Annotated in this window: 24 protein-coding genes; 21 read left to right on the plus strand and 3 right to left on the minus strand. The window is 68.4% G+C overall.

Annotated features, from left to right (window positions below; all coding sequences use genetic code 11):
* Window positions 1-10 precede the first annotated feature (10 nt).
* A complete protein-coding gene (locus BN1186_RS03090; protein WP_052459708.1) occupies window positions 11-649 on the minus strand; it encodes a YveK family protein in 639 nt (212 codons plus the stop codon).
* A 161-nt stretch (window positions 650-810) separates the two neighbouring features.
* Between BN1186_RS03090 and BN1186_RS03095 the strand changes: the two genes are divergently transcribed.
* Window positions 811-2217: a sugar transferase gene (locus BN1186_RS03095; RefSeq protein ID WP_052459707.1), complete on the plus strand. Its 1407-nt coding sequence runs from the start codon at window positions 811-813 to the stop codon at window positions 2215-2217.
* Window positions 2218-2553: 336 nt separating this feature from the next.
* Here the strand turns inward: BN1186_RS03095 and rfbA are convergent, their stop codons facing one another.
* Window positions 2554-3429: a glucose-1-phosphate thymidylyltransferase RfbA gene (rfbA, locus tag BN1186_RS03100; protein ID WP_040282454.1), complete on the minus strand. Its 876-nt coding sequence runs from the start codon at window positions 3427-3429 to the stop codon at window positions 2554-2556.
* A 230-nt stretch (window positions 3430-3659) separates the two neighbouring features.
* Here rfbA and rfbB point away from each other — a divergent pair, with 230 nt between their 5' ends.
* The 16 genes from rfbB to BN1186_RS03180 all read left to right on the plus strand — a co-directional run bounded on the left by rfbB (window position 3660) and on the right by BN1186_RS03180 (window position 19415).
* On the plus strand, window positions 3660-4658 hold the full coding sequence (rfbB, locus tag BN1186_RS03105) for a dTDP-glucose 4,6-dehydratase (RefSeq protein WP_040282452.1): 999 nt from the start codon (window positions 3660-3662) through the stop codon (window positions 4656-4658).
* Between the two features lie 33 nt (window positions 4659-4691).
* Window positions 4692-4889: a FitA-like ribbon-helix-helix domain-containing protein gene (locus tag BN1186_RS03110; protein ID WP_040282450.1), complete on the plus strand. Its 198-nt coding sequence runs from the start codon at window positions 4692-4694 to the stop codon at window positions 4887-4889.
* The gene (locus tag BN1186_RS03115; protein WP_040282449.1) at window positions 4886-5260 is read left to right on the plus strand and encodes a type II toxin-antitoxin system death-on-curing family toxin; all 375 of its coding nucleotides are present in this window, start codon (window positions 4886-4888) and stop codon (window positions 5258-5260) included. Before BN1186_RS03110 ends, BN1186_RS03115 begins: the two co-directional genes overlap by 4 nt.
* Window positions 5261-5445: 185 nt before the next feature.
* Window positions 5446-6825 (plus strand): sugar nucleotide-binding protein, encoded by a 1380-nt coding sequence (locus BN1186_RS03120; RefSeq protein WP_040282442.1) that lies wholly within the window; start codon window positions 5446-5448, stop codon window positions 6823-6825.
* On the plus strand, window positions 6822-7721 hold the full coding sequence (locus BN1186_RS03125) for a hypothetical protein (protein ID WP_052459706.1): 900 nt from the start codon (window positions 6822-6824) through the stop codon (window positions 7719-7721). Before BN1186_RS03120 ends, BN1186_RS03125 begins: the two co-directional genes overlap by 4 nt.
* Window positions 7721-7972: a PqqD family protein gene (locus BN1186_RS03130; RefSeq protein ID WP_040282435.1), complete on the plus strand. Its 252-nt coding sequence runs from the start codon at window positions 7721-7723 to the stop codon at window positions 7970-7972. The genes BN1186_RS03125 and BN1186_RS03130 overlap by 1 nt, the downstream gene beginning before the upstream one ends.
* Complete coding sequence (locus tag BN1186_RS03135) at window positions 7965-8486, plus strand: arsenate reductase/protein-tyrosine-phosphatase family protein (RefSeq protein WP_052459705.1); 522 nt, start codon at window positions 7965-7967, stop codon at window positions 8484-8486. The genes BN1186_RS03130 and BN1186_RS03135 overlap by 8 nt, the downstream gene beginning before the upstream one ends.
* Window positions 8487-8794: 308 nt before the next feature.
* Window positions 8795-9661 carry a PqqD family protein gene (locus tag BN1186_RS03140; protein ID WP_052459704.1) on the plus strand — a complete coding sequence of 289 codons (867 nt, stop codon included), beginning with the start codon at window positions 8795-8797 and terminating at the stop codon, window positions 9659-9661.
* A 102-nt stretch (window positions 9662-9763) separates the two neighbouring features.
* Window positions 9764-10783: a methylmalonyl Co-A mutase-associated GTPase MeaB gene (meaB, locus tag BN1186_RS03145; RefSeq protein WP_040282433.1), complete on the plus strand. Its 1020-nt coding sequence runs from the start codon at window positions 9764-9766 to the stop codon at window positions 10781-10783.
* A gap of 141 nt (window positions 10784-10924) precedes the next feature.
* Window positions 10925-11620, plus strand: a complete 696-nt coding sequence (locus BN1186_RS03150) for an FHA domain-containing protein (RefSeq protein WP_040282431.1) — start codon at window positions 10925-10927, stop codon at window positions 11618-11620.
* Window positions 11621-12082 carry an FHA domain-containing protein FhaB/FipA gene (locus BN1186_RS03155; RefSeq protein ID WP_040282429.1) on the plus strand — a complete coding sequence of 154 codons (462 nt, stop codon included), beginning with the start codon at window positions 11621-11623 and terminating at the stop codon, window positions 12080-12082.
* A 38-nt stretch (window positions 12083-12120) separates the two neighbouring features.
* Window positions 12121-13827 carry a PP2C family protein-serine/threonine phosphatase gene (locus BN1186_RS03160; RefSeq protein WP_425471469.1) on the plus strand — a complete coding sequence of 569 codons (1707 nt, stop codon included), beginning with the start codon at window positions 12121-12123 and terminating at the stop codon, window positions 13825-13827.
* Complete coding sequence (locus BN1186_RS03165) at window positions 13827-15242, plus strand: FtsW/RodA/SpoVE family cell cycle protein (RefSeq protein WP_040282476.1); 1416 nt, start codon at window positions 13827-13829, stop codon at window positions 15240-15242. Before BN1186_RS03160 ends, BN1186_RS03165 begins: the two co-directional genes overlap by 1 nt.
* A complete protein-coding gene (locus tag BN1186_RS03170) occupies window positions 15239-16666 on the plus strand; it encodes a peptidoglycan D,D-transpeptidase FtsI family protein (RefSeq protein ID WP_040282478.1) in 1428 nt (475 codons plus the stop codon). The genes BN1186_RS03165 and BN1186_RS03170 overlap by 4 nt, the downstream gene beginning before the upstream one ends.
* A 67-nt stretch (window positions 16667-16733) precedes the next feature.
* A complete protein-coding gene (pknB, locus tag BN1186_RS03175; RefSeq protein WP_052459716.1) occupies window positions 16734-18659 on the plus strand; it encodes a Stk1 family PASTA domain-containing Ser/Thr kinase in 1926 nt (641 codons plus the stop codon).
* 108 nt (window positions 18660-18767) lie between these two features.
* Window positions 18768-19415 carry an aminodeoxychorismate/anthranilate synthase component II gene (locus BN1186_RS03180; RefSeq protein WP_040282480.1) on the plus strand — a complete coding sequence of 216 codons (648 nt, stop codon included), beginning with the start codon at window positions 18768-18770 and terminating at the stop codon, window positions 19413-19415.
* Window positions 19416-19529: 114 nt separating this feature from the next.
* Here the strand turns inward: BN1186_RS03180 and BN1186_RS03185 are convergent, their stop codons facing one another.
* On the minus strand, window positions 19530-20306 hold the full coding sequence (locus tag BN1186_RS03185) for a DUF881 domain-containing protein (protein ID WP_074436910.1): 777 nt from the start codon (window positions 20304-20306) through the stop codon (window positions 19530-19532).
* A 197-nt stretch (window positions 20307-20503) separates the two neighbouring features.
* Here BN1186_RS03185 and BN1186_RS03190 point away from each other — a divergent pair, with 197 nt between their 5' ends.
* From BN1186_RS03190 to lysS, 4 genes are all read left to right on the plus strand, one after another.
* Window positions 20504-20788: a cell division protein CrgA gene (locus BN1186_RS03190; protein WP_040282725.1), complete on the plus strand. Its 285-nt coding sequence runs from the start codon at window positions 20504-20506 to the stop codon at window positions 20786-20788.
* A complete protein-coding gene (locus BN1186_RS03195; RefSeq protein WP_074436911.1) occupies window positions 20785-21432 on the plus strand; it encodes an HAD-IA family hydrolase in 648 nt (215 codons plus the stop codon). Before BN1186_RS03190 ends, BN1186_RS03195 begins: the two co-directional genes overlap by 4 nt.
* 312 nt (window positions 21433-21744) lie before the next feature.
* Window positions 21745-22251: a heavy metal-binding domain-containing protein gene (locus BN1186_RS03200; RefSeq protein ID WP_052459717.1), complete on the plus strand. Its 507-nt coding sequence runs from the start codon at window positions 21745-21747 to the stop codon at window positions 22249-22251.
* A gap of 156 nt (window positions 22252-22407) precedes the next feature.
* Window positions 22408-23934 (plus strand): lysine--tRNA ligase, encoded by a 1527-nt coding sequence (lysS, locus tag BN1186_RS03205; protein WP_040282482.1) that lies wholly within the window; start codon window positions 22408-22410, stop codon window positions 23932-23934.
* The last annotated feature ends 42 nt before the right edge of the window (window positions 23935-23976 follow it).

Consider the following 23976-nt stretch of genomic DNA (forward strand, 5'->3'; position numbering starts at 1 on the left):
AGGAACGCGATCAGCAGGCCCAGCAGGAGGCCCAGGCCGGTGCCGACGGCGAGGATCTCACCCAGTTCGGGGAGACCGGGTCGCTGGAGAGGGCGGCCGGGCTGTACTTCGCCAGCCGGACGGCGATGTTGCCCTCGCCCGGAGCTGCGTTGGGGTCCGCGGGATCGGCCGTGGGGGTGGCGGCGGGGTCCTGCGGGGCGGCGTTGTCCACCGTGAGGCCCTCAAGCGCGACGGCCTCCTCGGCCAGAGCGGTGAGTGCGGCGTCGGCCAGGATGCGGGCGTTCTCCGCGGAGTTGCCGGTGGCGGTGACGCGGATGATGGTCTCGTTGAGGGGCTCGGCGCTGATGGCGCCACGGCCGGCCTCGGGGGCGGCCTGCACCTCGGGCTGGGCGAGGGCCCGCTCCCTGACGGCGCCGGTGCCGGCGAGGGTGATGTAGACGGAGGCGCGCTGCTTGGCGAGGGCGTGGCCGCTCATGGCGCCGCCGACGGAGGTGTTGTCGCCAGCCACGACGATGCCGGTGGCGGAGGATTCGTAGACCACGGGCCGCGAGAACGCGAACGCGGCAGACAGGAGGAGCCCGGCCAGGGTGAAGAGGATGATCCCGCGGGCGTTGTGCCTCAGGAACCGGAAAAACTCGAGGACGGTCACGTGGCGGAACCCCCAGACGTGTCTGCCGGACGGTGCACGTCACCGTCGTTTCCCGATGGGTATAGGCAGCGGGGCGCTTGCCCACGCAGTCGCTTCCTGGCACGCGTGCAAATTGTCACGAGGTTTCAGTAAGGTGAGCGTGCATAAGGGGGCGTATGTAGGTGCAGAGCAAGTTTCGTTGGGTGGTGTTGGCACTCGACGCGGCAATCGTGATTGCGGTCACGTTGGCCGCGGCGGAGTTGCGCCAGTGGATGCCGTTCCTCCCGGACGCGGAGGCGGACGTTCGTCGTCTCGTCATCCCCATCGTCCCGTGGATCATCCTGGGCTGGGTGCTCACCCTCATCCTCGGCGGCTCCTACCGCCCGCGCCATTGGGGCGCCGGCGTGGACGAGTACCGGCAGGTGATCAACGCCTCCGTCGGCTTCCTGCTGGTGCTGGCCCTAGCCGCGTTCCTGTTCAACTACCCGCTCTCACGCATCTTCGTGGCGCTGCTCTTCCTCATCGGCATTCCGGCGCTGGCTCTGGGGCGCCTCATCGCCCGGCGCGTGCTGCACGGGCTGCGACGGCGGGGCAAGAGTTGCGTCCGCACTCTGGTGGCGGGGCATCCCGAGGCCGCTTCTGATGTCATCGCCGTGCTGGGCCGCGAGCCCTGGCTGGGCTACGACGCCGTCGGCGTGCTGTCCAACCCCCTCGAGCCGCAGGAGCACGTGGACGGTGTGCCCATCGTCGGCACGTCCTCGGAGCTGCTGGAGGCGGTGAACGACAACAACATCGGCGCGGTGATCTTCACCTCCGGCTCCGTGCGGCGCGGCAACGAGTTCAACGCCTTCGCCCGCACGCTGGAGCGACACCGCACGCAGATGATCGTGGTGCCGGCCATGACAGACATCGCCGCCCAGCGCATCAGCGTGACCCCCGTGGCGGGCATCCCGCTGATGCACGTTGGCAAGCCCCAGGCAGAGCGGTCCTTGAAGCTGACCAAGAGGCTGTTCGACATCGTCGGCTCCTCGCTCATCCTGCTGCTCATCTCTCCGCTGCTGCTGATCACCGCACTGCTGGTGAAGCTCGAGGATGGCGGGAAGGTGATCTTCAAGCAGAGCCGAGTCGGCCGGGGCGGGCAGCCGTTCCAGCTGTACAAGTTCCGCTCCATGGTACCCAACGCGGAGCAGATCCGCGCCGAGCAGTTGGAGGAACACAACGAGGCCGATGGTCGCCTGTTCAAGATGAAGAAGGACCCGCGGGTGACGCGGATCGGCCGTTTCATCCGGCGCTACTCCATTGACGAGCTGCCTCAGCTGTTCAACGTGTTGAAGGGCGAGATGAGCCTCATCGGCCCTCGCCCGGCGTTGGCCAACGAGGTGGAGCAGTACAAGAAGCACGTGCGGCGTCGCCTGGACGTGCGCCCGGGCATCACTGGGCTGTGGCAGGTCTCGGGTCGCTCGGATCTGAGCTGGGACGACGCGGTGCGGCTGGATCTGTACTACGTGGACAACTGGTCGCTTGTGCAGGACATCGTCATCCTGATGAAGACGGTGCGTGCGGTGCTCAGCAGTCGCGGGGCCTACTGAGCAGTCGCTGGTTGACCCGCCATTCGCTGGTTGAGCCGACCGCCTCCGAGGAACGAGGAGCGCGGTCGTGTCGAAACCCGGTGACCTTCGCATCAAGGCCGCTCGAACGCTCAGCCGGTTTCGACACGCTGCGCCGCTCGTTCCTCGCGGGCAGCGGCTCAACCAACGACTCAGCCGGCGTCGTAGGTGAGCAGATTGCGCAGGTACTGCCCGTAGCCACCCGTCCCTGGCGGGCAGCGGCTCAACCAACGACTCAGCGGGCGTCGTAGGTGAGCAGATTGCGCAGGTACTGGCCGTAGCCACCCGTTCCTCGCGGGATGCGGCTCAACCAACGACTCAGCGGGCGTCGTAGGTGAGCAGGTTGCGCAGGTACTGGCCGTAGCCGCTCTTTTCGTAGCGCGTGGCGCGCTCGGCGAGCGCGTCGTCGGACAGGAAGCCCCGCCTCCACGCGGCCTCCTCCGGGCAGCCGACCTGTAGACCCTGACGGGCCTGGATGGTGCGCACGAAGTTGCTGGCGTCGTTGAGGGAATCGAAGGTGCCGGTATCGAGCCAGGCGGTGCCCCGTGGGAGGAGGTCGACGTGCAGCTTGCCCTGCTCCATGTAGACCCGGTTGACGTCGGTGATCTCCAGCTCACCGCGAGGTGAGGGCTTCAGGTTCGTCGCGATATCCGTGACCTGCTCGTCGTAGAAGTACAAGCCGGGCACCGCCCAGTGGGACTTCGGCTGCGACGGCTTCTCCTCGATGGACACGGCCATGCCGTTGTCGTCCACCTCGACGACGCCGTAAGCGGTGGGATCGGCCACCTGGTAGCCGAAGACGAGGGCGCCGTCGACGCTCTGCGCGCGCTCCTGCAGCCGCGAGCCGAGGCCGGGGCCGGAGAAGATGTTGTCGCCGAGGATGAGGCAGGACTTCTCGCCGTCGACGAAGTCCGCCCCGATGGTGAACGCCTGTGCCAGCCCCTTGGGCTCGGGCTGCACCGCGAAGGTGAAGTTCACACCGAATTGTTCGCCGTCGCCGAGGAGGTGGTGGAACGCCTGCGCCTCGTGCGGGGTGGTGATGATCAGCACATCCCGGATGCCGGCGAAGATGAGCGTGGCAAGCGGGTAGTAGATCATCGGCTTGTCATAGACAGGCATGAGCTGTTTGCTGGTACCGAGCGTGATGGGATGGAGACGTGATCCGGTGCCCCCGGCCAGAATGATTCCTCGCATGTCCCCAGCTTGGCAGAGACGCCGCCGTGTGTAGCGCAGTTCAGCAGAAGGCCGGGAACGAGGACGTACCCCTGTATCCCGTCTATAGCCCATTCCCAGGGCCCTGCACTGGGCAAAGCAGATCTTGCACCGGGACGACAGGCAGCAGCACGCAGAGGACAGCAGCGGGCCAGTAGCTGGTCAGTACGATCAACCAGAAGTCTGCTGATGATACGACTAGGCTGTCGGCCATGACCTCTCTACTCGTCACCGGGGGCGCGGGTTTCATCGGTTCGAACTTCGTCCACTGGGCGCTGAACAATACCGACGCCACGGTCACAGTCCTTGACGCGCTCACCTACGCCGGTAACACCGCCAACCTCGGCGGGCTACCTGAGGAACGCTTTGAGTTAGTCGCCGGTTCGGTGACCAACCCCGGCCTCGTCAATGAGCTGGTTGAGGCGCACGACGCCGTCGTGCATTTCGCGGCTGAGAGCCACAACGACAACTCCCTCGAGGGCCCGGGCGTCTTCATCGAGACCAACATCGTGGGCACCTATCACGTGCTGCAGGCCGTGCGGCAGTTCGGCAAGCGGCTGCACCACATCTCCACCGACGAGGTGTACGGGGATCTGGAGCTGGATGACCCGGCGAAGTTCACCGCTCAGACGCCGTACAACCCGTCCTCGCCGTACTCGGCATCGAAGGCCGCCAGCGACCACCTGGTGCGCGCCTGGGTACGCAGCTTCGGCGTGGAAGCCACGCTGTCCAACTGCTCGAACAACTACGGCCCGCGCCAGCACATCGAGAAGTTCATCCCCCGCCAGATCACCAACCTCATCGACGGGATCCGCCCCAAGCTCTACGGCGCCGGCGAGAACGTGCGCGACTGGATCCACGTCGACGACCACAACTCCGCGGTGTGGGGGATCCTGCAGAAGGGTCGCATCGGGGAGACCTACCTCATCGGCGCCGACGGGGAGAAGAACAACAAGGAAGTGGTGGAGCTGATCCTGCAGCTCATGGGCCGCAAACCCGACGACTACGACCACGTCACCGACCGCCCCGGCCACGACCTGCGCTACGCGATCGACTCCACCAAGCTGCGCGAGGAGCTGGGCTGGGAGCCGCAGTACACCGACTTCAGCGAGGGCCTCAAAGACACCATCACCTGGTACGAGGAAAACGAGGCCTGGTGGCGGCCGATGAAGGACACCACCGAAGCCAAGTACGCGGCGAAGGGCCAGTAGCGGGCAGCAGTACCGCGCTGGTACCATGAGCGGATGGCTATGAATCTTCGTCTCGACGACGCCGAAGCGGCGGCGCTGCGGAAGCAGGCCGCGGTTGAGGGACGCTCAATGAACGACGTCGTACGCTCAGCCCTCCACGAGTACATCTCACACCGGCGCACCCGGCTCACGTCGGCCATCGAACGCGTCCGCACAGAGGACGCCGAGTTGCTCGCCCGGCTCGCGAAGTGACCGATTACCTCAGCGTTGAGGACCTCCTCCATATCGCCGAAGGGGTCCTCGGCGCCTTCACCATTCGAGACGCCGGGCTCCTGTCGTCGGCGGCCGCCCGGCCGGCGGCGACGGTCTTCGGCAGCGACGCCTACCCAACCGTCGAGGCGAAGGCCGCCGCACTGCTCCACTCACTCGCCCGAAACCACCCATTGGTGGACGGAAACATGCGGTTGGCTTGGGCCGCAGCCCGCGTATTCTGCCTGATGAACGGTCACGACCTCACCTACGAATCCGTCGACGACGCAGAACAGCTCGTACTGGGCATCGCTGAAGGGACTTTGGACGTTCCTGACATTGCGACCTGGATACGGCGCCACCTCGCGGACTGAACAGCACCGTCGAAATCCAGGCAATCGCAGATGAACCCCGATCTTGAGGCGGGCGAGTTCCGATTCAACCGGCAGTCACCACGCTCAGTGCCCTCCGACCAGCCGCAGGCGGCTGACCCAGGGAACAGACATGCGGCTGGCTCAGGGGCCGGCCGCGATGCGCAGCGACCCGATAGGCTGAGCGCGTGACCACGCCCACCGTCTCCCCCACCGACATTCCGGGGCTGCTCGTCGTCGACCTCCCCGTCCACGGCGACTCCCGCGGCTGGTTCAAAGAAGGCTGGCAGCGCGAGAAAATGGTGGCCGCCGGGCTGCCGGATTTCGGGCCGGTGCAGAACAACCTCAGCTTCAACGCCAAGGCCGGCGTCACCCGCGGCTTCCACGCCGAACCGTGGGACAAGCTCGTCTCCGTCGCCACCGGCCGCGTGTTCGGCGCCTGGATCGACCTGCGTGACGGCGCCACCTTCGGCCGCGTCTTCACCATCGAGATCGACGCCGGGCGCGCCGTGTTCGTCCCCCGCGGCGTCGGCAACGCCTACCAGGCCCTCGAAGACGGCACCTGTTACACCTACCTCGTCAACGAACACTGGTCCGCCGAGGCGAAATCCCGCTACACCTTCACCCACCTGGGCCACCCCGCCGTCGACTGGCCCATCCCCCTGTCCGACGCCGTGCTCAGCGACGCGGACCAGAACCACCCCCAGCTCGCCGACGTCGAGCCGTTCGCCCTCCCGCGCCCACTGGTCACCGGGGCCGACGGCCAGCTCGGCCGCGCGCTGCGCCGCCTGCTACCCAACGCGGTGTTCACCGACCGGGCCGAGCTCGACATCACCGACGCCGACGCCGTGGCCGCCTACGAGTTCTCCCAGACCTCCGCCATCATCAACGCCGCCGCCTGGACCGCCGTCGACGCCGCGGAAGGCGAGGGTCGCGCCGCCTGCTGGGCCGTTAACGTCACCGGCCCAGCCAACCTCGCGGCCACGGCGCGTCGGCACCGCCTCCCCCTGATCCACATCTCCTCGGACTACGTCTTCGACGGCGAGGCCGAGCACCACGACGAGGATGAGACCTTCACTCCCCTCTCGGCCTACGGCGCCGCCAAGGCCGCCGGCGACGCCCTCGTGGCCACCTGGCCCCACCACTACATCCTGCGCACCAGCTGGGTGGTGGGCGACGGCCCTAACTTCGTGCGCACCATGGCCCGCCTGGCAGACCAGGGCGCCTCCCCGTCGGTGGTGGCCGACCAGCACGGCCGCCTCACCTTCGCCGACGACCTCGCCCGCGCCGTCCAACACGTACTCACCGGCCCTGTCCCCTACGGCACCTACAACGTCACCTCCGACGGCGACACCATGACCTGGTTCGACGTGGCCCGCGCCGTGTTCGACGCCCGCGGCGCGGAGGGGGAGGTCTCCCCCACCACCACAGCCGAGTTCTCCGCCGGCCGCGCGATGGCGCCCCGCCCCCGCCACTCCACGCTCTCCCTGGACAAGATCAAGGCCACCGGCTTCGAACCCGCCGACGGCATGGCCGCGCTGCGCCAGTACCTCGGAAGCCTGGAATGAACGCACCGTCCATCGACGTGCGCGTGCGGATCATCCACGGCGTGCTGCAACGCATCGCCGACGACGCCGGCGCCCGCCTGCTGCATATCAAGGGCCCGGCCGTCGCGGAGGCACTCCTCGACAGGCGCACGACGGTGGACAGCTCAGGCGAGAAGGTGGAGGTCACCGTGCCGCGGGGCAGCTCAGATGCCGACATCCTCGTCCACCCCGCAGACATCAAGACGTTCTTCGCCGCCGCGCAGAACCACGGCTGGGTGAAGAAGACCTCGTTCTACAGCGGCTCGGCCTTCGGGCACGCACTGAACATCTACCACCCCAAACTCGGCAACGCCGACGTGCACCGCTACTACCCCGGCCTCCCCGAGGACGCGTTCGATGACCTATGGGCCCACCACGGGGCCACGGAGCTGGGCTCGGTGGAGTGCCCGGTGCCGTCGGTGCACGCGCAGCGGCTGATCCTGCTGCTGCACGCCGCCCGCAGCGGCCCGGGGCACCCCGACGTGGACCGGGCCTGGACCCGCGCCAGCGACGACGAGCGCGCATCGGTGCGCGCCCTGGCCCGCGAGGCGGGCGCAGAACTGGGGCTCGCCGCCGCCCTCGACGAACTCGACGGCTGGGAACACCACCCGGAATACCTCCTCTGGAAGCACTACCGCGAGGCCAACCCGTCACGGCTCCACGAATGGCACGCCCGCTGGAAGGCCGCACGCGGGCTGCGGGCCAAATCCCGCGTCGCCCGCTCCTTCGTGTTCTTCGACCCCGCCTCCCTCGAATCAGACCTCGGCCACACCCCCACCTTCCGCGAGATTCTCCGGCGCAACCTCGGCCGCTTTGGCACGATGGGCCGGGAACTGGCCGCGTACGCGACGTCGCGGCTGAAGAAGGGGGGCGGCTGATGTGGCGGCGTGAGGCCTCCGTCGTCTGGGAGGACGACGGTGAACGGATCTGGGCGGTGCACCCCGCCGTCGGGGAACTGGTGTCGCTTTCGGGCAGCGCCGCCGTGGTGTGGGACTGGTTGGGGGTGCCAGTCGACGACATGGTCCCCGAACTGGCCGCCGCCTCCGGTGAGACCGAAGACGTGATCCGGCGAGACGTCGGCGCCTGCCTGGCGGAGTTGAAGGACCTGAGGTTGGTGACCTGTGACTGAGCCGCTGATCGTGTTCGTGTGTACGGCCAACATCTGCCGTTCCCCGTGGGCGGAGGCCCGTGGCCGGGAGCTGCTGCCGGGGTTCCGCGTGGCGTCGGCGGGGATCATGCCGTCGACGGCGGGTCGCCCCATGGACGACACCATGGCCGCCACACTCCCCGGCGGGTTCGAGGAGCACCGTGCGAAGTTCATCACGCGGCCCCTGGTGGCCGAGGCCGTGGCGCTGGTGACGATGGAGGATCGCCACCGGCTGTGGCTGCTCGACGAATACCCCGGCGCGATCCGTAAGACGTTCACGCTGGGCCAGTTGGCCACGACGCTGCGCGGCGCGCCTGCCGGGATGGGGCTGGAGGCGTTGCTGCAGTGGGCGTACCGGCACAGGGTCGCGGCGTCGGGTCACGACATCGCGGACCCGTACCGGCAGGGTCCCGAGCGCGCGGCGGTGACGGCGGCGGTGCTGGAAGGTTTGTTGACGGAGATCGCGGGCGTGCTCGTGCCGGCAGCGGAGGTCTGATGATTCGCGTTGGGGGGCTCGGGGTCTGGGTCGATGTCGATCTGGCCGACAATGGGTTGGACGAGGCCGAGTTCCGCCGGCTGTGGGGCAGGTGTGTTGAACGCTTAGCGCCGTTCGACCAGGCTGGCTCCTTCGTCGCAGAGCCTTGCTCAGGGACCGAGTCGCTTCCTGAGCCTGCCCGGCGAGCTTGCGAGCCAGGCAGGTCGAAGGAGCCTCAGCCTCTGCTGCTCGCTCAAGGCACTTCCTTCGAGTCAGCGACCCAGCAGATCACCCGAGCCCTCATCGAGCAGCAGTGGGGCACGTTATTGATGCTGCACGCCGGCGCGGTGGCGGACCCGGCGTCGGGGCGGGCGCTGGCTTATGTCGCCCCGGGCGGAACGGGGAAGTCGACCCTCACCCGCCTGCTCGCGCAGACGTTGGGCTACGTGACGGACGAGACCGTGGGAGTTGTGCCCGCGACGCTCGAGGTGCTGCCGTACCCCAAGCCGCTGACCTGGGCGGATGAGAAGGGCAAGCCGAAGCGGGAGCACGCACCGGAGGACGTCGGGCTGGGCGCGACCCCCGAGAGGGTCAAGCTCGCCCGGCTGGCCGTGCTGCGTCGTCGCGACGGGGCGGAGGCCACGTTCACGCCGCTTGGTCTCCTGGATGCGGTAGAGATGGTGGTGCCAGAGACGTCGTCGCTGTCGAAGCTGAACCTCCCGCTGGAGGTGTTCGCTGACGTCTACGAGCAGGTCGGCGGCGTGACGCTGATCGAGTACGGCGAGGCTGAGGACGTCGTCGAGTGGTGCGTTCAGTCGCTGGTTGATTCAGGTGCTGGATCGGCTGCGGCGGCTCCTTCGATACGTTCGTTCGTCCCTCACGAAAACTCAGGACAGCGCCTTCGCCGTCCGCTGGCTCGCAATCCCGCAGGCGAACGCTCAGGGAACGAAACACTCAGTGAGCGCGCCGAGGTGCTCGTAGCCGGTGAGGAGAGCGCCGTCCTCGTCGGCGACGAACTGCTGCGGCTCGGCCCCATCGCCACCGCGATCATCGAGTTGCTGCCCTGCTCCGTCGAGGAACTCGCCGCCGCCCTGGAGGAACGCTTCGGCGCGCCGGCAGACGGCAACCTCATCCCCGCCGTCGAGGAACAGCTGCGGACCCTGGCCGAACACGGCGTCGTCGAACGAGGGAACTGACCGTCCAACCGGGTGGATGTCCACTCGACGGCACCATCCACCCTTTTTTCGAGGTGGACCTCCCATCGAGTGGACATCCACCCCGCGCGATAGGGTCACACCATGCGCAGAATGAGTGTGGAGGATCTGGCTCAAGGCATCGTCGACGGGAACCGCGGGCACATCGCCCGTGCGATCACGCTGGTGGAATCGTTGAAGCCCGCACACCGTGAGCAGGCGCACGAGCTGCTCGCGAAAATCGCCCCGCTCACCGGAAAAGCGTTCCGCGTGGGCATCTCCGGCGTGCCGGGGGCGGGCAAATCCACCTTCGTCGACGCGATGGGCGTCAAGCTCATCGACGAGCGGCAGCACAAGGTGGCCGTGCTGGCCGTCGACCCGTCGTCATCGCGCACCGGCGGCTCCATCCTGGGCGACCGCACCCGCATGGCCGACCTCGCCCAACGCGAGGACGCCTTCATCCGCCCCTCCCCCTCCGCCGGACACCTGGGCGGCGTCGCCCGCGCCACCCGCGAATCGATGCTCGTCCTCGAGGCCGCCGGCTACGACGTCGTGCTCGTGGAGACGGTGGGCGTGGGGCAGTCCGAAGTCGCCGTCCACGGCATGGTGGACACGTTCCTCATGCTGCAGGTGGCCCGCACCGGAGACCAGCTGCAGGGCATCAAGCGCGGCATCCTGGAGTTGGCGGACGTCATCGCCATCACCAAGGCCGACGGCGACAACGAGGGCGAGGCCCGCGTCGCCGCCCGTGACCTCAGCATCGCGATGAAGCTCATCACCTCGGACAATGAGAAGCGCCGCGCGCCCGTGCTGACCTGCTCGTCGTACACCGGCGCCGGCCTCGACGACGTGTGGAACGCCGTGACCAAGCACCGCGCCGAGTTGGAGGAGGAGGGCTCTCTTCAGCAGCGCCGCCTCACCCAGCAGCGCGACTGGTTGTGGAACATGGTGCGCGACGAGCTGATGGAGTCGCTGCGCACCTCGCCCGAGGTGCGGGTGGTCTCTGAGGACGTGGAGTCGCGGATCGCGGCGGAGTCGCTGAGCGCGCTCGAGGGTTCGCAGGAGATCCTGCGGGCGTTCGCGGACAACATCGGCACGTTCCCCTGGGGTCGCGACGCCGATTGAGTCGGGCCCTTCGTCGTCGCGGGCTCGTGCCTCGCCGGCGACGCTCAGGGAGCAACGGCGACGGCGTCACAGAGCCAATCCATACCTACGGGTAGACTGCCCGGGTACCGTTGCGTCCGAACGACCGCAGGAAGGAGGCGCATGGGAGTCTTCGACAAGGCTGAAAAGCGGATCGAATCCGCCGTCGGCAAGGTATTTGCACGTGCCTTCAAGGGCTACGTCCATCCCGTCGAGATCGTCGCCGGTATCCAGCGGGAACTCGACGCGGAAGCCAAGTTGCTCTCCCGCGACAAGCGCCTGGTGCCCAACGCGTTCACCGTCGGCCTCTCACAGAACGATTACGACAGGCTCGCCCCCTACTCCAAGACCCTCAACGGGGAGATCCTCCCCGCGCTCCGCGACCACGCTGCGGACCGCCACTACGTCTTCAACGGTCCCATCTCCATCGACTACGAACTCGACACCTCCCTCCCGACGGGGCAGTTCACCGTCGTCTCGGAGGCCGTGGCGCCGGAGACCCGCAGCGAATCCCCACGACCTGGCCGCATCGTGCTCGAGGTCAACGGCGTGCGGCACCCGCTGGTCGCGCCGGGCATCCTGATCGGCCGCGGCTCGGAGGCGGACCTCCGCCTCAACGACCCCGGCGTCTCCCGCCGCCACGCCCTCATCAGCGTGACCGGGGACCCGGACCATCCCGTGATCACCATCGAGGATCTCGGTTCCACCAACGGCGTGCACGTCAACGGCAGCCGCATCAGCAAAACGAGGATTGGAGAGGGCGCCCGAATCGAGATCGGTAGCACCAGAATGTTGGTGCATACGCCTTCGGAGACCTGAGTGTCAGATCTAGTCATCGCGGCGATCAAGATCGTCTTCCTCGGCCTGCTCTGGCTCTTCATCCTGTTCGTCGCCAACGTGGTGCGCACCGACATGTTCGGCCGGCGCGTGCCCGCGTCGTCGCTGAGCGCCATCCCCGCAGACCGCGGCCGCGGCAAGGGCCGATCCAAACTACCCACCCGCTTCGCGATCACCGCGGGGCCGCAGCAGGGCGTCGCCGTGCCCGTCGAACCCACGATCAACCTGGGCCGGGCCGCAGATTCCACGCTCCTGCTCGACGACGACTACGCCTCCGCCCGCCACGCCCAACTGGTGCAGAAGGACGCCACCACCTGGGTGATCTCGGATCTACAGTCCACCAACGGCACCTACGTCAACGGCAAGCTCGTCACCGAGCCGGTCAAGGTCACCGTGGGAGACGTGGTGCGCATCGGCAAGACCCTCATGAGGCTGGAGATCTGACCTTGACGTTCAGCCTCGCCTTCACCGCGCACTCGGAAGTGGGCCGCATCCGGAAGAACAACCAGGATGCGGGCTACGCCTCGCCCACGATGCTGCTCGTGGCAGACGGCATGGGTGGCGCGGCCGCGGGCGACCTCGCTTCCGCCGTCGCCGCCACGGAGGCCGCCCGCTCAGACAACTCCGCGGACATCCGCAATTCCGACGGCGAGGAGATGCTCGAGCGGATCGCCGGCATGATCGCCCGCTCCAACACGAAGCTCTCAGACCTCATCGAAGACAACCTCGAACTCGACGGCATGGGCACCACCTTCTGCGGCGCCCTGTTCAACGGCACGCAGTTCGCGCTGGCCCACATCGGCGACTCCCGCGGCTACCGCCTGCGCGACGGCGAACTCACCCAGCTCACGCACGACCACTCCTGGGTGCAGTCACTCATTGACGAGGGCAAGATCACCCCCGAACAGGCAGCCACGCATCCGCACCGTTCGCTCATCCTGAAGGTCCTCAACGGGCAGGTGCACTTTGAGCCGGATTTCGATGTGTTCGACGCGGAACTCGGCGATCGCCTGATGTTCTGCTCCGACGGTCTGAGCGGTCTCATCGACGACGACCTCATCCTCGAACTCCTCACCGAGAAGGATCGCGACAAGGCCGTCGAACAACTCGCCCAAGCCGCCAACGAGAACGGCGGGCACGACAACATCACCATCGTCATCGGCGACGTTGTCGAGCAGAGTGCCGCCCTCGACGACGCCGAATCGAGCCTGGTGGGTTCCGCCGTCGAGGTGGACATTCCCCGCGCCGCGGCCGCGCCCGCGTCGGAGGGCACCGGCTACCCCACCCCGCCGTCGGATTCCGACGTGGTGGTGGAGCACAGCGCAGACGAGGCCGCCCGCTACGCCCCCACGGAGGGTAAAAGACGCTGGCCGGGGGTGATCGCCACCGTGCTGGCCATCGTGCTGGTGATGGGCGGCGGCTGGTGGGCCACCTCCGCGTACGTGTCCTCGCGCTACTTCGTCTCCGCCGATGACGGGCAGGTGGCCGTGTTCAACGGCGTACCCGGCAACGTCTTGGGCTTCCAGCTCAACGACCTGGTGGAGCGCACCGACATCCCCGTCGACGACCTGCCCCGCTTCTACCGCGGCGAGGTGGAGAGCGCCATCAACGTGGGCAGCTTGGATGCCGCCGAGAGCACCGTCGGCTCGCTGCGCGACATGGCCCAACTGTGCGTCACCATCCGCACGGAGCGCCGCGAGGCCCGCGCGACCCCTGCCCCCACCACCTCCCCCACGCCCACCTCTTCGACGACGCCCTTGCCGGGAACCACCGCTGAGGAAGGTCCGGGCCTGCCGCAGAGCCCCGTCGGGTCACCGACGGCGACGCAGACCTCGGCGCCCGCTTCCACCGCCACCGCCACCGCACCCGAGTTCCTCAAACCGTCAACCCCGGAGCCGGTGGCGACCCCCTCGCTCTCGGAGGAGCTGGNCACCACCTCCCCCACGCCCACCTCTTCGACGACGCCCTTGCCGGGAACCACCGCTGAGGAAGGTCCGGGCCTGCCGCAGAGCCCCGTCGGGTCACCGACGGCGACGCAGACCTCGGCGCCCGCTTCCACCGCCACCGCCACCGCACCCGAGTTCCTCAAACCGTCAACCCCGGAGCCGGTGGCGACCCCCTCGCTCTCGGAGGAGCTGGCCGAACTGGAACCGGCCCCTGGCGAAGAGGCCGATCTGGAGGACTGCTGATGTCCATCCAGGACCAGGTCCAGCCGAAGGTCTCCGACGAGGTCATCGTCTACAAGAAGCGGCGCAACGTGGAGTTGCTGCTGCTCCTGCTGGCGCAGTCGTTCGGCTTCGGCGGCTGGGTCATCACCAACCTCAACCTGTACGGGGAGCTGCCCACCAACATCGCCACGGTGGCGGCCCTCTGGTACGGCATGGGCCTGCTCACGCATCTGGTGGTGCGGTTCCGGCTGCCGTACGCGGATCCGGTGATCCTGCCCAGCGTGTTCCTGCTCAACGGGCTGGGCCTGGCCATGATCTACCGGATCGACCAGATCCCCGAACCACCGCGCACGGATTCCACCATGCAACTAGCCTGGACGGCTCTGGGCCTGCTGCTGTTCGCCGTCGTGGCGATCCTGCTGCGCGACCACCGTCGCCTCCAGCGCTACCCCTACCTGTTATTCATCAGCGGACTGTTCCTGCTCCTCCTGCCCCTCGCTCCGTTCATCGGGCACGCAGCCGGCGGGGCACGGATCTGGATCCGCGTGTTCGGAATGTCGTTCCAGCCGGCGGAGGTGGCCAAGATCCTGCTGGCCATCGCGTTCGCCGCCTACTTCTACGAGAAGCGCGACGTGCTGGCCCTGGCGGGCAAGCGGTTCCTCGGCATCGAGTTCCCCCGCGCGCGCGACCTGGGCCCCATCGCCGTGATGTGGCTCGCGTCGCTGGCGGTGATGGTCTTCCAGAACGACCTGGGCACCTCGCTGCTGTTCTTCGGCCTGTTCACCGTGATGATCTACATCGCGACGGAGCGGCCGGCGTGGCCGATCATCGCCGGGCTCGCGTTCGCCGCCGCCGGCGTGGCCGCCGCGAACTTCACCAACCACGTGCCGCGCCGCCTCAACGCCTGGCTCGACCCGTTCTCGGATTACGACCGCAACCTGCAGATCATCTCCGCCCAGTTCGGCTTCGCGTGGGGCGGGCTCTTCGGCCGGGGCTGGGGCCTCGGCCGGCCCGGCCTGACTCCGTTGGCGAAGTCCGACATGGTCTCGGCCGCCATCGGCGAGGAACTGGGCATCCTCGGGCTGATGGCCGTGATCCTGATCTACGCCCTGCTGATCTCCCGCGGCTTCAAGACCGCGCTGACCTCCCCGGACGGCTTCGGCAAGCTCCTGGCCGCGGGCCTCAGCTTCGTGTTCGCGCTGCAGGTCTTCGTCATCATCGGCGGCGCCACCCGCCTACTGCCCCTCACGGGCCTCACCACACCGTTCATGTCGCAGGGCGGCTCCTCACTGATCGCCAACTGGATCATCATCGGCATCCTCATGGTCATCTCGCACCGCAGCCGCCTGCCGCAGGCCGCCACCGCCACCCCGCAGAGCGCCGCCCAACTCGAGGCGGCCGCCGTCGACGACGCGACGGGGGTGATCCACCGGTGAACGGACCCATCCGCACCGTCGCCACGTTCGTGGCGCTCCTGATGTGCGCGCTGCTGGCCAACCTCACGTGGATCTCCGTGGTGCGCACGGATTCCCTCAACGAGGACGGCCGCAACCGTCGCGTCCGCGACGCCGAGTTCTCCCGCAACCGCGGCACCATCCTGGTGGGCAACACCCCCATCGCCCAGTCCGTGGAGCGCAGCGGCCGGTTCCCCTACGTGCGCAGCTACGCCGAGCCGGAGCTGTGGAGCTCGGTGACGGGCTGGTACTCCTACGACTACGCCCGCTCCGGGCTGGAGCAGAGCTACAACCAGCAGCTCGCCGGCACCTCGTCGTCGCAGGCCGCCAGCCGCATCGTCGACATCCTCAGCGGCCGGCAGGGTCGCGGCGCGAACCTGTCCACCACGCTCAACCCGGCGGCCCAGGCCGCGGCGGTGCGGGCGTTGGGCAACCAGCGCGGCGCCGTCGTCGCCATGGATTACACCACCGGCGAGATCAAGGCGCTGGTCTCCACACCCACCTATGACCCCAACCGGCTCGCGACGGTGGACCTGCCCGCGGAGCGCGAGGCATGGTCCGAACTTCTCAACGCCCCCGACGAGCCGCTGAAGAACCGCGCCACCCGCGAGGTCTACCCCCCTGGGTCGACGTTCAAGCTGGTCACCGCCGCCGCCGCGCTGGAGGACGGCATGGTGCCGTCGACGGAGGTGGACTCACCGGCGTCGCTGCGGCTGCCGAACTCGTCGCGTTCGATGGGTAACTCCACCAACTGCGGCGGAGAGCGGGTCACCCTCGAACAGGCGATGAAGACCTCCTGCAACACCGCCTTCGGCACCATCGGGCTGGATCTCGGCGCCGAGAAGATGATCGAGATGGCCGAGAAGTTCGGCTTCAACAAGGAACAGACGATAGACATCTCCGCCGCCACGTCGCGCTTCCCGACGGAACTCGACGAGGCTCAGACCGCGCTGACCGCCATCGGCCAGTACGACGTGGCCGCCTCCCCGCTGCAGATCGCGCAGGTGGCCGCCGCCATCGCCAACGACGGCGAGATGATGAAGCCCTACCTGGTCTCCACGGTCACCAACCGCGATCTCACCGTGCTGAGCTCGCAGTCCCCCGAGAGCCTGGGCAACCCCATCTCGAAGGCCACCGCTCAGCACCTCAAGGACATGATGGTGGCCACCGTCCAGGACGGCACGGGCCGGCCCGCCCAGATCGACGGCGTCGTCGTGGGTGGCAAGACCGGCACCGCGCAGACCGCCCCGGACCGCCCGCCGTACGCATGGTTCGTGGGCTACGCGGAGGACCCGAACGTGGCCGTGGTGGCGTTCGTGGAGGACGCCGACGTGGAACGGGACGACATTTCCGGCGGCCGCCTGGCCGCACCCATCTTCAAGGCTGTTGTGGAGGCCCTGCGATGAAACTCTCAGACAACTCTCATGTGCATGCCGCAAGATGGTGCGTGACGAACCGAAAGGACCGCGAGCGATGACAGAGCGAGGAGCCCTGCTCGGCAACCGCTACGAACTCGACCAGATCATTGGCCGAGGCGGCATGGCTGAGGTGTGGCGCGCACGCGACGTGCGGCTGGAGCGCGACGTCGCCGTCAAGCGGCTGCGCGTCGACCTGGCCAGCGACCCCACCTTCCAGGCCCGGTTCCGCCGCGAGGCGCAGTCCGCCGCCGGCCTGAACCACCCCAACATCGTCGCGGTCTACGACACCGGCGAGCAGATCGACCAGGCCTCCCAGGTCTCGGTGCCCTACATCATCATGGAGCTGGTGGAGGGCATCACGCTGCGCGAGGTGCTGCGCGGCGGCCGCAAACTCGTTCCCGAGCGGGCGCTGGAGTTCACCGCCGGGGTGCTCGACGCCCTGGCGTACTCGCACCGCGCCGGCATCATCCACCGCGACATCAAGCCCGCCAACGTCATGATGACGTCCAACGGCACCGTCAAGGTGATGGACTTCGGCATCGCCCGCGCTGTGGCCGACACCTCGGCCACGATGACGCAGACCGCCGCCGTGGTCGGCACCGCGCAGTACCTGTCGCCCGAGCAGGCGCGCGGCGAGAAGGTGGACAACCGCTCAGACATCTACTCGGTGGGCTGCCTGCTCTACGAACTGCTCACCTCGCAGCCGTTGTTCAAGGGCGATTCCCCGGTGAGCGTCGCCTACCAGCACGTGCGGGAACAGCCGGTTCCGCCGTCGCAGATCGACCCGGAAGTCACGCCGGAGATGGACGCCATCGTGCTGAAGTCGCTGGCGAAGGATCCGCGGGACCGGTACCAGGACGCCTCCGAGTTCCGCGAGGACATCCTGCGCGCCATGAACGGGCAGCCCGTGCTGGCCGGCGCGCCGGTGGATGTGCCCACGCAGGTGATCCCCTCAGATCCCATGACGGCGACGGCGCGGCGCGGTGTCATGCCCGCTGAGCCCCCCCTCGCCTCCGCCCCGTCTCCGCCGCCGGAGCATCTGGAGGATCTGGACAAGGAGGAGGAGGAGGAGGAGGAGGAGCCGAAGTCGCGCACCGGTGTGATCGTGCTCGGCATCCTGGGTGCGCTGGTGCTGATCGGCCTGCTCATCGGGCTGTGGTTCCTGCTCAACCCGGGTGGGCGCGAGGTCGCTTCGCCGTCGCCCTCGCCGTCGGTGACCGCGACGACGCCCACCCCGACGACCGAGCCGACGACGCCTGAACCCACGCAGACCGAGACCACCCCCGAGGTGGTGCTGGCCGCGGTACCGGACGTCATCGGCCAGAACCAGGCCGCCGCCGAGCGTGCGATCACCGCCCTCGGGCTGGTGCCCGTCGTCGAAACCCGGGCCGGCACCGCCACCGACGTGGGTCAGGTGCTGGAGACCGACCCCGTAGCGGGCACGGAGCTGGAGCCCGGCGCCGAGGTGACGCTCTACGTCTCCTCCGGTGTGGACACCCGCGTCATCCCGGAACAGATCGTGGGCATCAACTACGACGCCGCCGTGACGTTGCTGACCACCAGCGGGTTCACCAACATCGCCGAGGCCCAGCAGATGGACCCGGCCGATGAGCCCATCGACGCGATCGCCGGCAACGTGGTGACGTCCAACCCGGCACCCGGATCGTCGGCCGCGGTGGACGCCCCCATCACGCTGACCATCGCCTCCGGGCAGTCCATCGTGCCCCGCCTCACGGGCCTCAACCTGGAGCAGGCCACGGCCGCGGCCCAGGCGGCCGGCTTCGAGATCGAGGTCACCGAGGAGGAGTCGACGGCCCAGGCCCCCGGCCTGGTGTTCGAGCAGACCCCCGCGTGGGACGAGCCGCTGCCGCGGACGGAGAAGATCCAGGTGAAGATCGCCCTCGCCCCGGCGACGGAGGGACCCCCTGCGACGGAGGAATCGGTCGAGACGGAGACCCCGGCGTCGATCACGACCCCGTAGGTTGAGCCGGTCGTCCGGCGCTGGTTGAGCCTGCGAGCGCAGCGAGCAGTGTAGAAACGCCTCAGCGTCCCCAACACCGCAACCAGCGGGCAGTGGCACAATGGGCCGGTGGCCTCCATCCTCGTCATCGACAACTACGACTCGTTCGTCTACAACCTCGTCTCCTATCTCGCGCAGATCGGCGCTGAGGTGGAGGTCTGGCGCAACGACGACCCGAGGTTCGGTCACGAGGCGTGGGGCGAGAAGTTCGACGGGATCCTGATCTCCCCCGGCCCTGGCGCCCCCGAGGCCGCGGGCGTCTGCGTCGATGTGGTGCGCACGATGGGAGGCGTCAAGCCCCTGTTCGGCGTGTGCCTCGGCTTGCAGGCGATGGCCGTGGCGTACGGTGGCACCGTCGACCGCGCCCCCGAGCAGTTGCACGGCAAGACCTCCCCTGTCTTCCACGAGGGTGAGGGCGTGTTCGTTGGGCTGCCGTCGCCGGTCACGACGACGCGCTACCACTCCCTGGCCATCGTCGAGGACACGCTGCCGGCCGAGTTGAAGGTCACCGCCCGCACGGACAGCGGCGTGATCATGGGGGTGAGGCACCGCGAGCTGCCCGTCGAGGCGGTGCAGTTCCACCCCGAGTCGGTGCTCACAGAGGGCGGGTATCAGATGCTCGCCAACTGGCTCGTGGAGTGCGGCGACGCCGACGCCCCGCGTCGCGCTGCGGGGTTGAGCCCGCTGGTGTCGGCCGACATGTCGCTGGCCGAGTGACGCGCAGCGCCGGCCCCTGCGCGTGCCCCGCGAGGAACGAGCCGGGCACGACGAAGGGCCCCGCAGCCGATCCGACACCTCACCCCAGCGTCGGCCCTGACCACAGCACCAGCCTCACTTCGGCTTGGCGAACCGCACCCCCGTCGACCCGCTGAACGACGGCAGCTCCAGATCGTCGGCGGTCTCAGCCTGGTAGCCCAACCCGTAGGCCTCGGCGTACTGGCGGTAGATGCCCACGGCGGGCGACTCGTCCAGCGCGGCCTGCATCGACTCCCCGTCCCCGATCGCCTCGATCACATACGGCGGGGCGTATGGGATGCCATGCAACACCACGGTGTTGCCGACGCACTTGATGCCGGTGGTGGCGATCACGCGCTGGCCCTGAATGGTCATGGCTTCTGCACCCCCGGCCCAGAGCGCATTGACGACCGCCTGGATGTCCTGTTGATGCACAACGAGGCTGTCATCGCCGACGCCGGGCGGCTTCACGTCGGCCGGGGCGTCGGTGAGCGTGACGCGCATGCCTGGGCCGCTGACGGCGGTCATGCTGGCGGCGCTTTCGGCGAAGACGAGGTCGCTGGAGTAGTCGGTGCGTCCCTGGCTCCCGGTCGTCAGTGCGTCCACCTCGGCCTGCAGCTCGTTGATCTGCAGACGCAGCTCCTCGTTGCGTTGGCTCTGGGAGACGATGAGGTCTCGCATGTCGGCGTTGCGGTCGCTGCGCAGATCCGTGCCACGGGCTGCGAGGCTGGCGACGGTCATCATGAGCCCGGCGATCACGCACACGAGGATGGTGGTCACCCGGCCGCGGGGGCTGCGCGGGCGGAGCTGGTTGCGGGCCATGGAGGCACGCACGGCGGAGCCCCGCTCCCGAACCTCGCGCCACAGCCTCATGGCCACAGCCTACGCGGCGGGTGCGGCGTTGCCCACCGTGAGCAATTGGATAGGGTCACGGTCGCGACACGCCGGTGGCGCCGTCGATCCGGGCCGTGACCCTATCCAATTGCTCACGAATCGGGCTCACGTCAGGGGCGAAGTGGGGATTCCGGGCGGTCTCAATTAGGCTAGTGCGGACCTCAGAAGGAGACATCGTGGCCGAATCAAAGGTTCGCAAGCAGGCAGCCGAGAAGCTGAAGCGTAAGCGCTTGGCTGAAACAGCTGAACAGCGCGCCGCAAATGCACGCCTCGCGCCTGCCGGGCGTAACTGGGTGCCGAAGGTGTTCGTGCCCGTCGGGCTCCTCGGCGTCGCGTGGATGGTTGTCTACAACCTTGCCGGCCAGGACATCGGCTTCATGCGCGCCATCGGCGACTGGAACGTGGCCATCGCGCTGATCCTCATCGTTGTCGGCTTCTCCGGCATGACGCTCTGGAAGTGATCCGCACACTCGGGGTCTTCGACGCCGTCATCTTCGACTTCGACGGCACGCTCGCGGATTCCACCGCCGCCATCGTCCGCGCAGCCGCCACGTGGGCGCGGGAATTCGGGGTGGAGCCGCGCGACCACAGACAGTTCACCGGCCTCCCCAGCGACGTGATGGTGCGGGCCCTGCTACCCGCGGAAAGGTTCGACGAGGGGCAGGCCCGGATCGAGCAGTTGGAGATCGAGGATGTCGACGACGTGGTCGCCCTCCCCGGCGCCGCCGACGCATTGGCCGCGGTGCCCGCTGACCGCGCGGCCATCGCGACGTCCTGCACCGCACCTCTCCTGGAATCCCGCCTCGGCGCGACGGGGCTGCCCCGCCCCGCCGTCCTGGTGACGCGGGATCAGGTCGCCGCCGGCAAGCCGGACCCGGAGACGTTCGCCCTGGCCGCGCAAAGGCTGGGCTTCGACGCCGGGCGGTGCCTCGTCGTCGAGGATGCTCCGGCAGGAGTCGCGGGTGGGCGCGCCGCCGGCTGCGCGGTGCTGGGCGAGATGACGCACCACACCGCCGACGAACTCGGCGCCGATTGGCACGTCAAGGACCTCTCCGAGGTGGCATTCGAACCCGCCGACGACGGGGTCGCCCTCCGCCTGGCCTGAGCGCGGTCGGCCGCTTCTGACGCCTCAACCCGCGTGCTTCAGGTGCAGGAGACGCTGCGGGCGCCATTCGTCGCCGCGCGGGGCGCGACGCTCAGGGACCAGCCCCGCAGCCGGTCCGGCACCTCAGCAACCGATTGCCTCGCCGATCTCCCGAGACTGAGACGGGCCGCCACTAGGCTGGCCGACATGACTCAGCCGCAGCAAGGCCCTGGACGACCGCAGCCCAGCCGGTCAGCAGCGCAGGACCAGACCCGGCCCCTGCCCCGCCCGACTCCCCGTCCCCGCCCGCGGCCCGTGGGGCCCCATCCGATCATGCCCAGCGGCGGCCAGCAGGGGGCGCAGTTCGCGCAGCCCACGCCGAAGCCCGGTCCGCCGGCCGGTATCCAGCCCTCGGCTCAGCCCACAGGATCGGCGCCGGTCGCCCCCGCACCGGTTGCTTCAGCGCCGGCCGCCTCCGCGCTGTCTCCGTCGCGGCCCGAGCCCATCTCGCCACAACCGCAGCGCGACACCGAGCCGCGTCGGCCCCATTTCGTCACCTATCCCATCCCGGTTGCCACCACGGAGTCGCTGCCCGGGCACCAGATCGGGCAGACGTTGGGCGTGGTGATCGGGGTCGCCACTCGGCCGCGTGACATGGCGCACAACCCCGAGATGGGCTTCGTCAATACGGCTGCGCGCCAGGACGCCATCGGAGCGTTGGTGCAACAGGCGCAGGAAGCCGGCGCCGACGCCGTCGTCGGCCTACGCTTCGACGGCGGGAAGATCAGCGACACCGTCACCGAGCTCACGGCCTACGGCACCGCGGTGAGGTTCAGCTGACCCTCACCCGCAGGGTGTTTCCGGGTTGACCACTGGGCTCGGAGTCGTCGGGCCGGCTGCGGGACCCTTCGTCGTCCGCTGGCTCGCAGGCACGCCGTCGAACGCTCAGACCGGCGGGGACGTGAGGACGTGCCGCCCGGCGCCCTCGGAGGTAGGATGACCGGCGTGACTGAGAGCCCGAACACCCCCCTGCCCACCGATTCCGAGCAGACCGCCATCCGCAAGGAGAAGCGTGCGCGGTTACTGGAGGCCGGCGTCGAGGCGTATCCGGCGGACCTGACGCGCACCCATACACTCCGCGAGATCCGCGACACGTGGGGCCACCTCGAGGCCGGGGAGGAGACCCAGGATGTGGTCACCACCGGCGGGCGCGTCGTGTTCATCCGCAACACGGGCAAGCTGGCCTTCGCCACCCTGCAGGACGGTTTCACGCCCGACGACAACGGTGAGCGCCTGCAGGTCATGCTCTCGCTGGCCGAGGTCGGCGAGGAGGGCCTGGCGTCGTGGAAGTCCGACGTCGACCTGGGCGACTTCGTCCACATCACCGGCCGCGTCATCGCGTCGCGCCGCGGTGAGCTGTCCATCATGGCCAGCGAGTGGCGCATGGCCGCCAAGGCGCTGCGCCCGCTGCCCGTGATGCACAAGGACCTGTCCGAGGAGTCGCGGGTCCGCCGTCGCTACGTGGATCTCATCGTGCGCGACGAGGCCCGCGAGATGGTGCGCAAGCGCTCCGCGATCACGCGCGCGATACGCGAGACGCTGTACGGGCAGGGCTACATGGAGGTGGAGACCCCCATCCTGCAACTGATCCACGGCGGCGCCGCAGCCCGCCCGTTCGAGACGCACATCAACGCGTTCGACATCAACATGACGCTGCGCATCGCCCTCGAGTTGCACCTCAAGCGCACCATGGTGGGCGGCGCTGACCGCGTCTTCGAGATCGGCCGGGTGTTCCGCAACGAGGGCATCGACTCGACGCACTCCGCAGAATTCACGATGCTCGAGGCGTACCAGGCGTGGGGTGACCAGACCACCATCGCGCGCCTCATCCAGGACATCGTGGTGGCCTCGGCAGACGCCGTCGGATCGCGCCAGATCGAGACCGCCGCCGGCGTCATTGACCTCGACGGTGAGTGGCCCTGGTTGTCGGTGTTTCCCGCCCTCTCGGAGAAGCTTGGCGAGGAGATCACCGTGGAGACCCCCGTCGAGGTGCTCCGTAAGCACGCCGACGCACACGAGGTGGAGTACGACCCGAAGTGGGCCGCGGACAAGATGATCATGGAGCTCTTCGGCGACCTCGTGGAGCCTGGCCTGCTGCAGCCCACGTTCGTCTACGACTACCCGTCCATCGCACAGCCACTGGCTCGGCGGCACCGCACCGACGCGGGCAAGGTGGAAGCCTGGGACCTCATCATCGGCGGCGTGGAACGCGGCACGGGCTATACCGAGCTGATCGACCCGGTGATCCAGCGCGACGTGCTGATGGCGCAGTCGAAGCTGGCTGCAGCAGGCGACCATGAGGCGATGAAGTACGACCAGGACTTCATCGAAGCCCTTGAATACGGCGTGCCTCCGCTGGGTGGCCTCGGCCTCGGCATCGACCGCCTCATCATGCTGCTGACCGGCGTGGGAATCCGGGAGACCATCCTCTACCCGCTGCTGCGCCCCTCGTCCGAGCACTGATCTCAGTGAAAACCTTGCGGTAGGGGATAACAACCCGATCTC

It is taken from the genome of Tessaracoccus massiliensis, from assembly GCF_000826065.2.
In the GTDB taxonomy this organism is placed as follows: Bacteria; Actinomycetota; Actinomycetes; order Propionibacteriales; family Propionibacteriaceae; genus Arachnia; species Arachnia massiliensis_A.

Coding starts and splice junctions, on each gene's coding strand:
- rfbA (WP_040282454.1), bottom strand. CDS start 3,429: ATGCGAGGAATCATTCTGGCCGGGGGCACCGGATCACGTCTCCATCCC.
- rfbB (WP_040282452.1), top strand. CDS start 3,660: ATGACCTCTCTACTCGTCACCGGGGGCGCGGGTTTCATCGGTTCGAAC.
- BN1186_RS03110 (WP_040282450.1), top strand. CDS start 4,692: ATGGCTATGAATCTTCGTCTCGACGACGCCGAAGCGGCGGCGCTGCGG.
- BN1186_RS03125 (WP_052459706.1), top strand. CDS start 6,822: ATGAACGCACCGTCCATCGACGTGCGCGTGCGGATCATCCACGGCGTG.
- BN1186_RS03130 (WP_040282435.1), top strand. CDS start 7,721: ATGTGGCGGCGTGAGGCCTCCGTCGTCTGGGAGGACGACGGTGAACGG.
- BN1186_RS03140 (WP_052459704.1), top strand. CDS start 8,795: ATGCTGCACGCCGGCGCGGTGGCGGACCCGGCGTCGGGGCGGGCGCTG.
- meaB (WP_040282433.1), top strand. CDS start 9,764: ATGCGCAGAATGAGTGTGGAGGATCTGGCTCAAGGCATCGTCGACGGG.
- BN1186_RS03150 (WP_040282431.1), top strand. CDS start 10,925: ATGGGAGTCTTCGACAAGGCTGAAAAGCGGATCGAATCCGCCGTCGGC.
- BN1186_RS03165 (WP_040282476.1), top strand. CDS start 13,827: ATGTCCATCCAGGACCAGGTCCAGCCGAAGGTCTCCGACGAGGTCATC.
- pknB (WP_052459716.1), top strand. CDS start 16,734: ATGACAGAGCGAGGAGCCCTGCTCGGCAACCGCTACGAACTCGACCAG.
- BN1186_RS03185 (WP_074436910.1), bottom strand. CDS start 20,306: ATGAGGCTGTGGCGCGAGGTTCGGGAGCGGGGCTCCGCCGTGCGTGCC.
- BN1186_RS03200 (WP_052459717.1), top strand. CDS start 21,745: ATGCCCAGCGGCGGCCAGCAGGGGGCGCAGTTCGCGCAGCCCACGCCG.
- lysS (WP_040282482.1), top strand. CDS start 22,408: ATGACCGGCGTGACTGAGAGCCCGAACACCCCCCTGCCCACCGATTCC.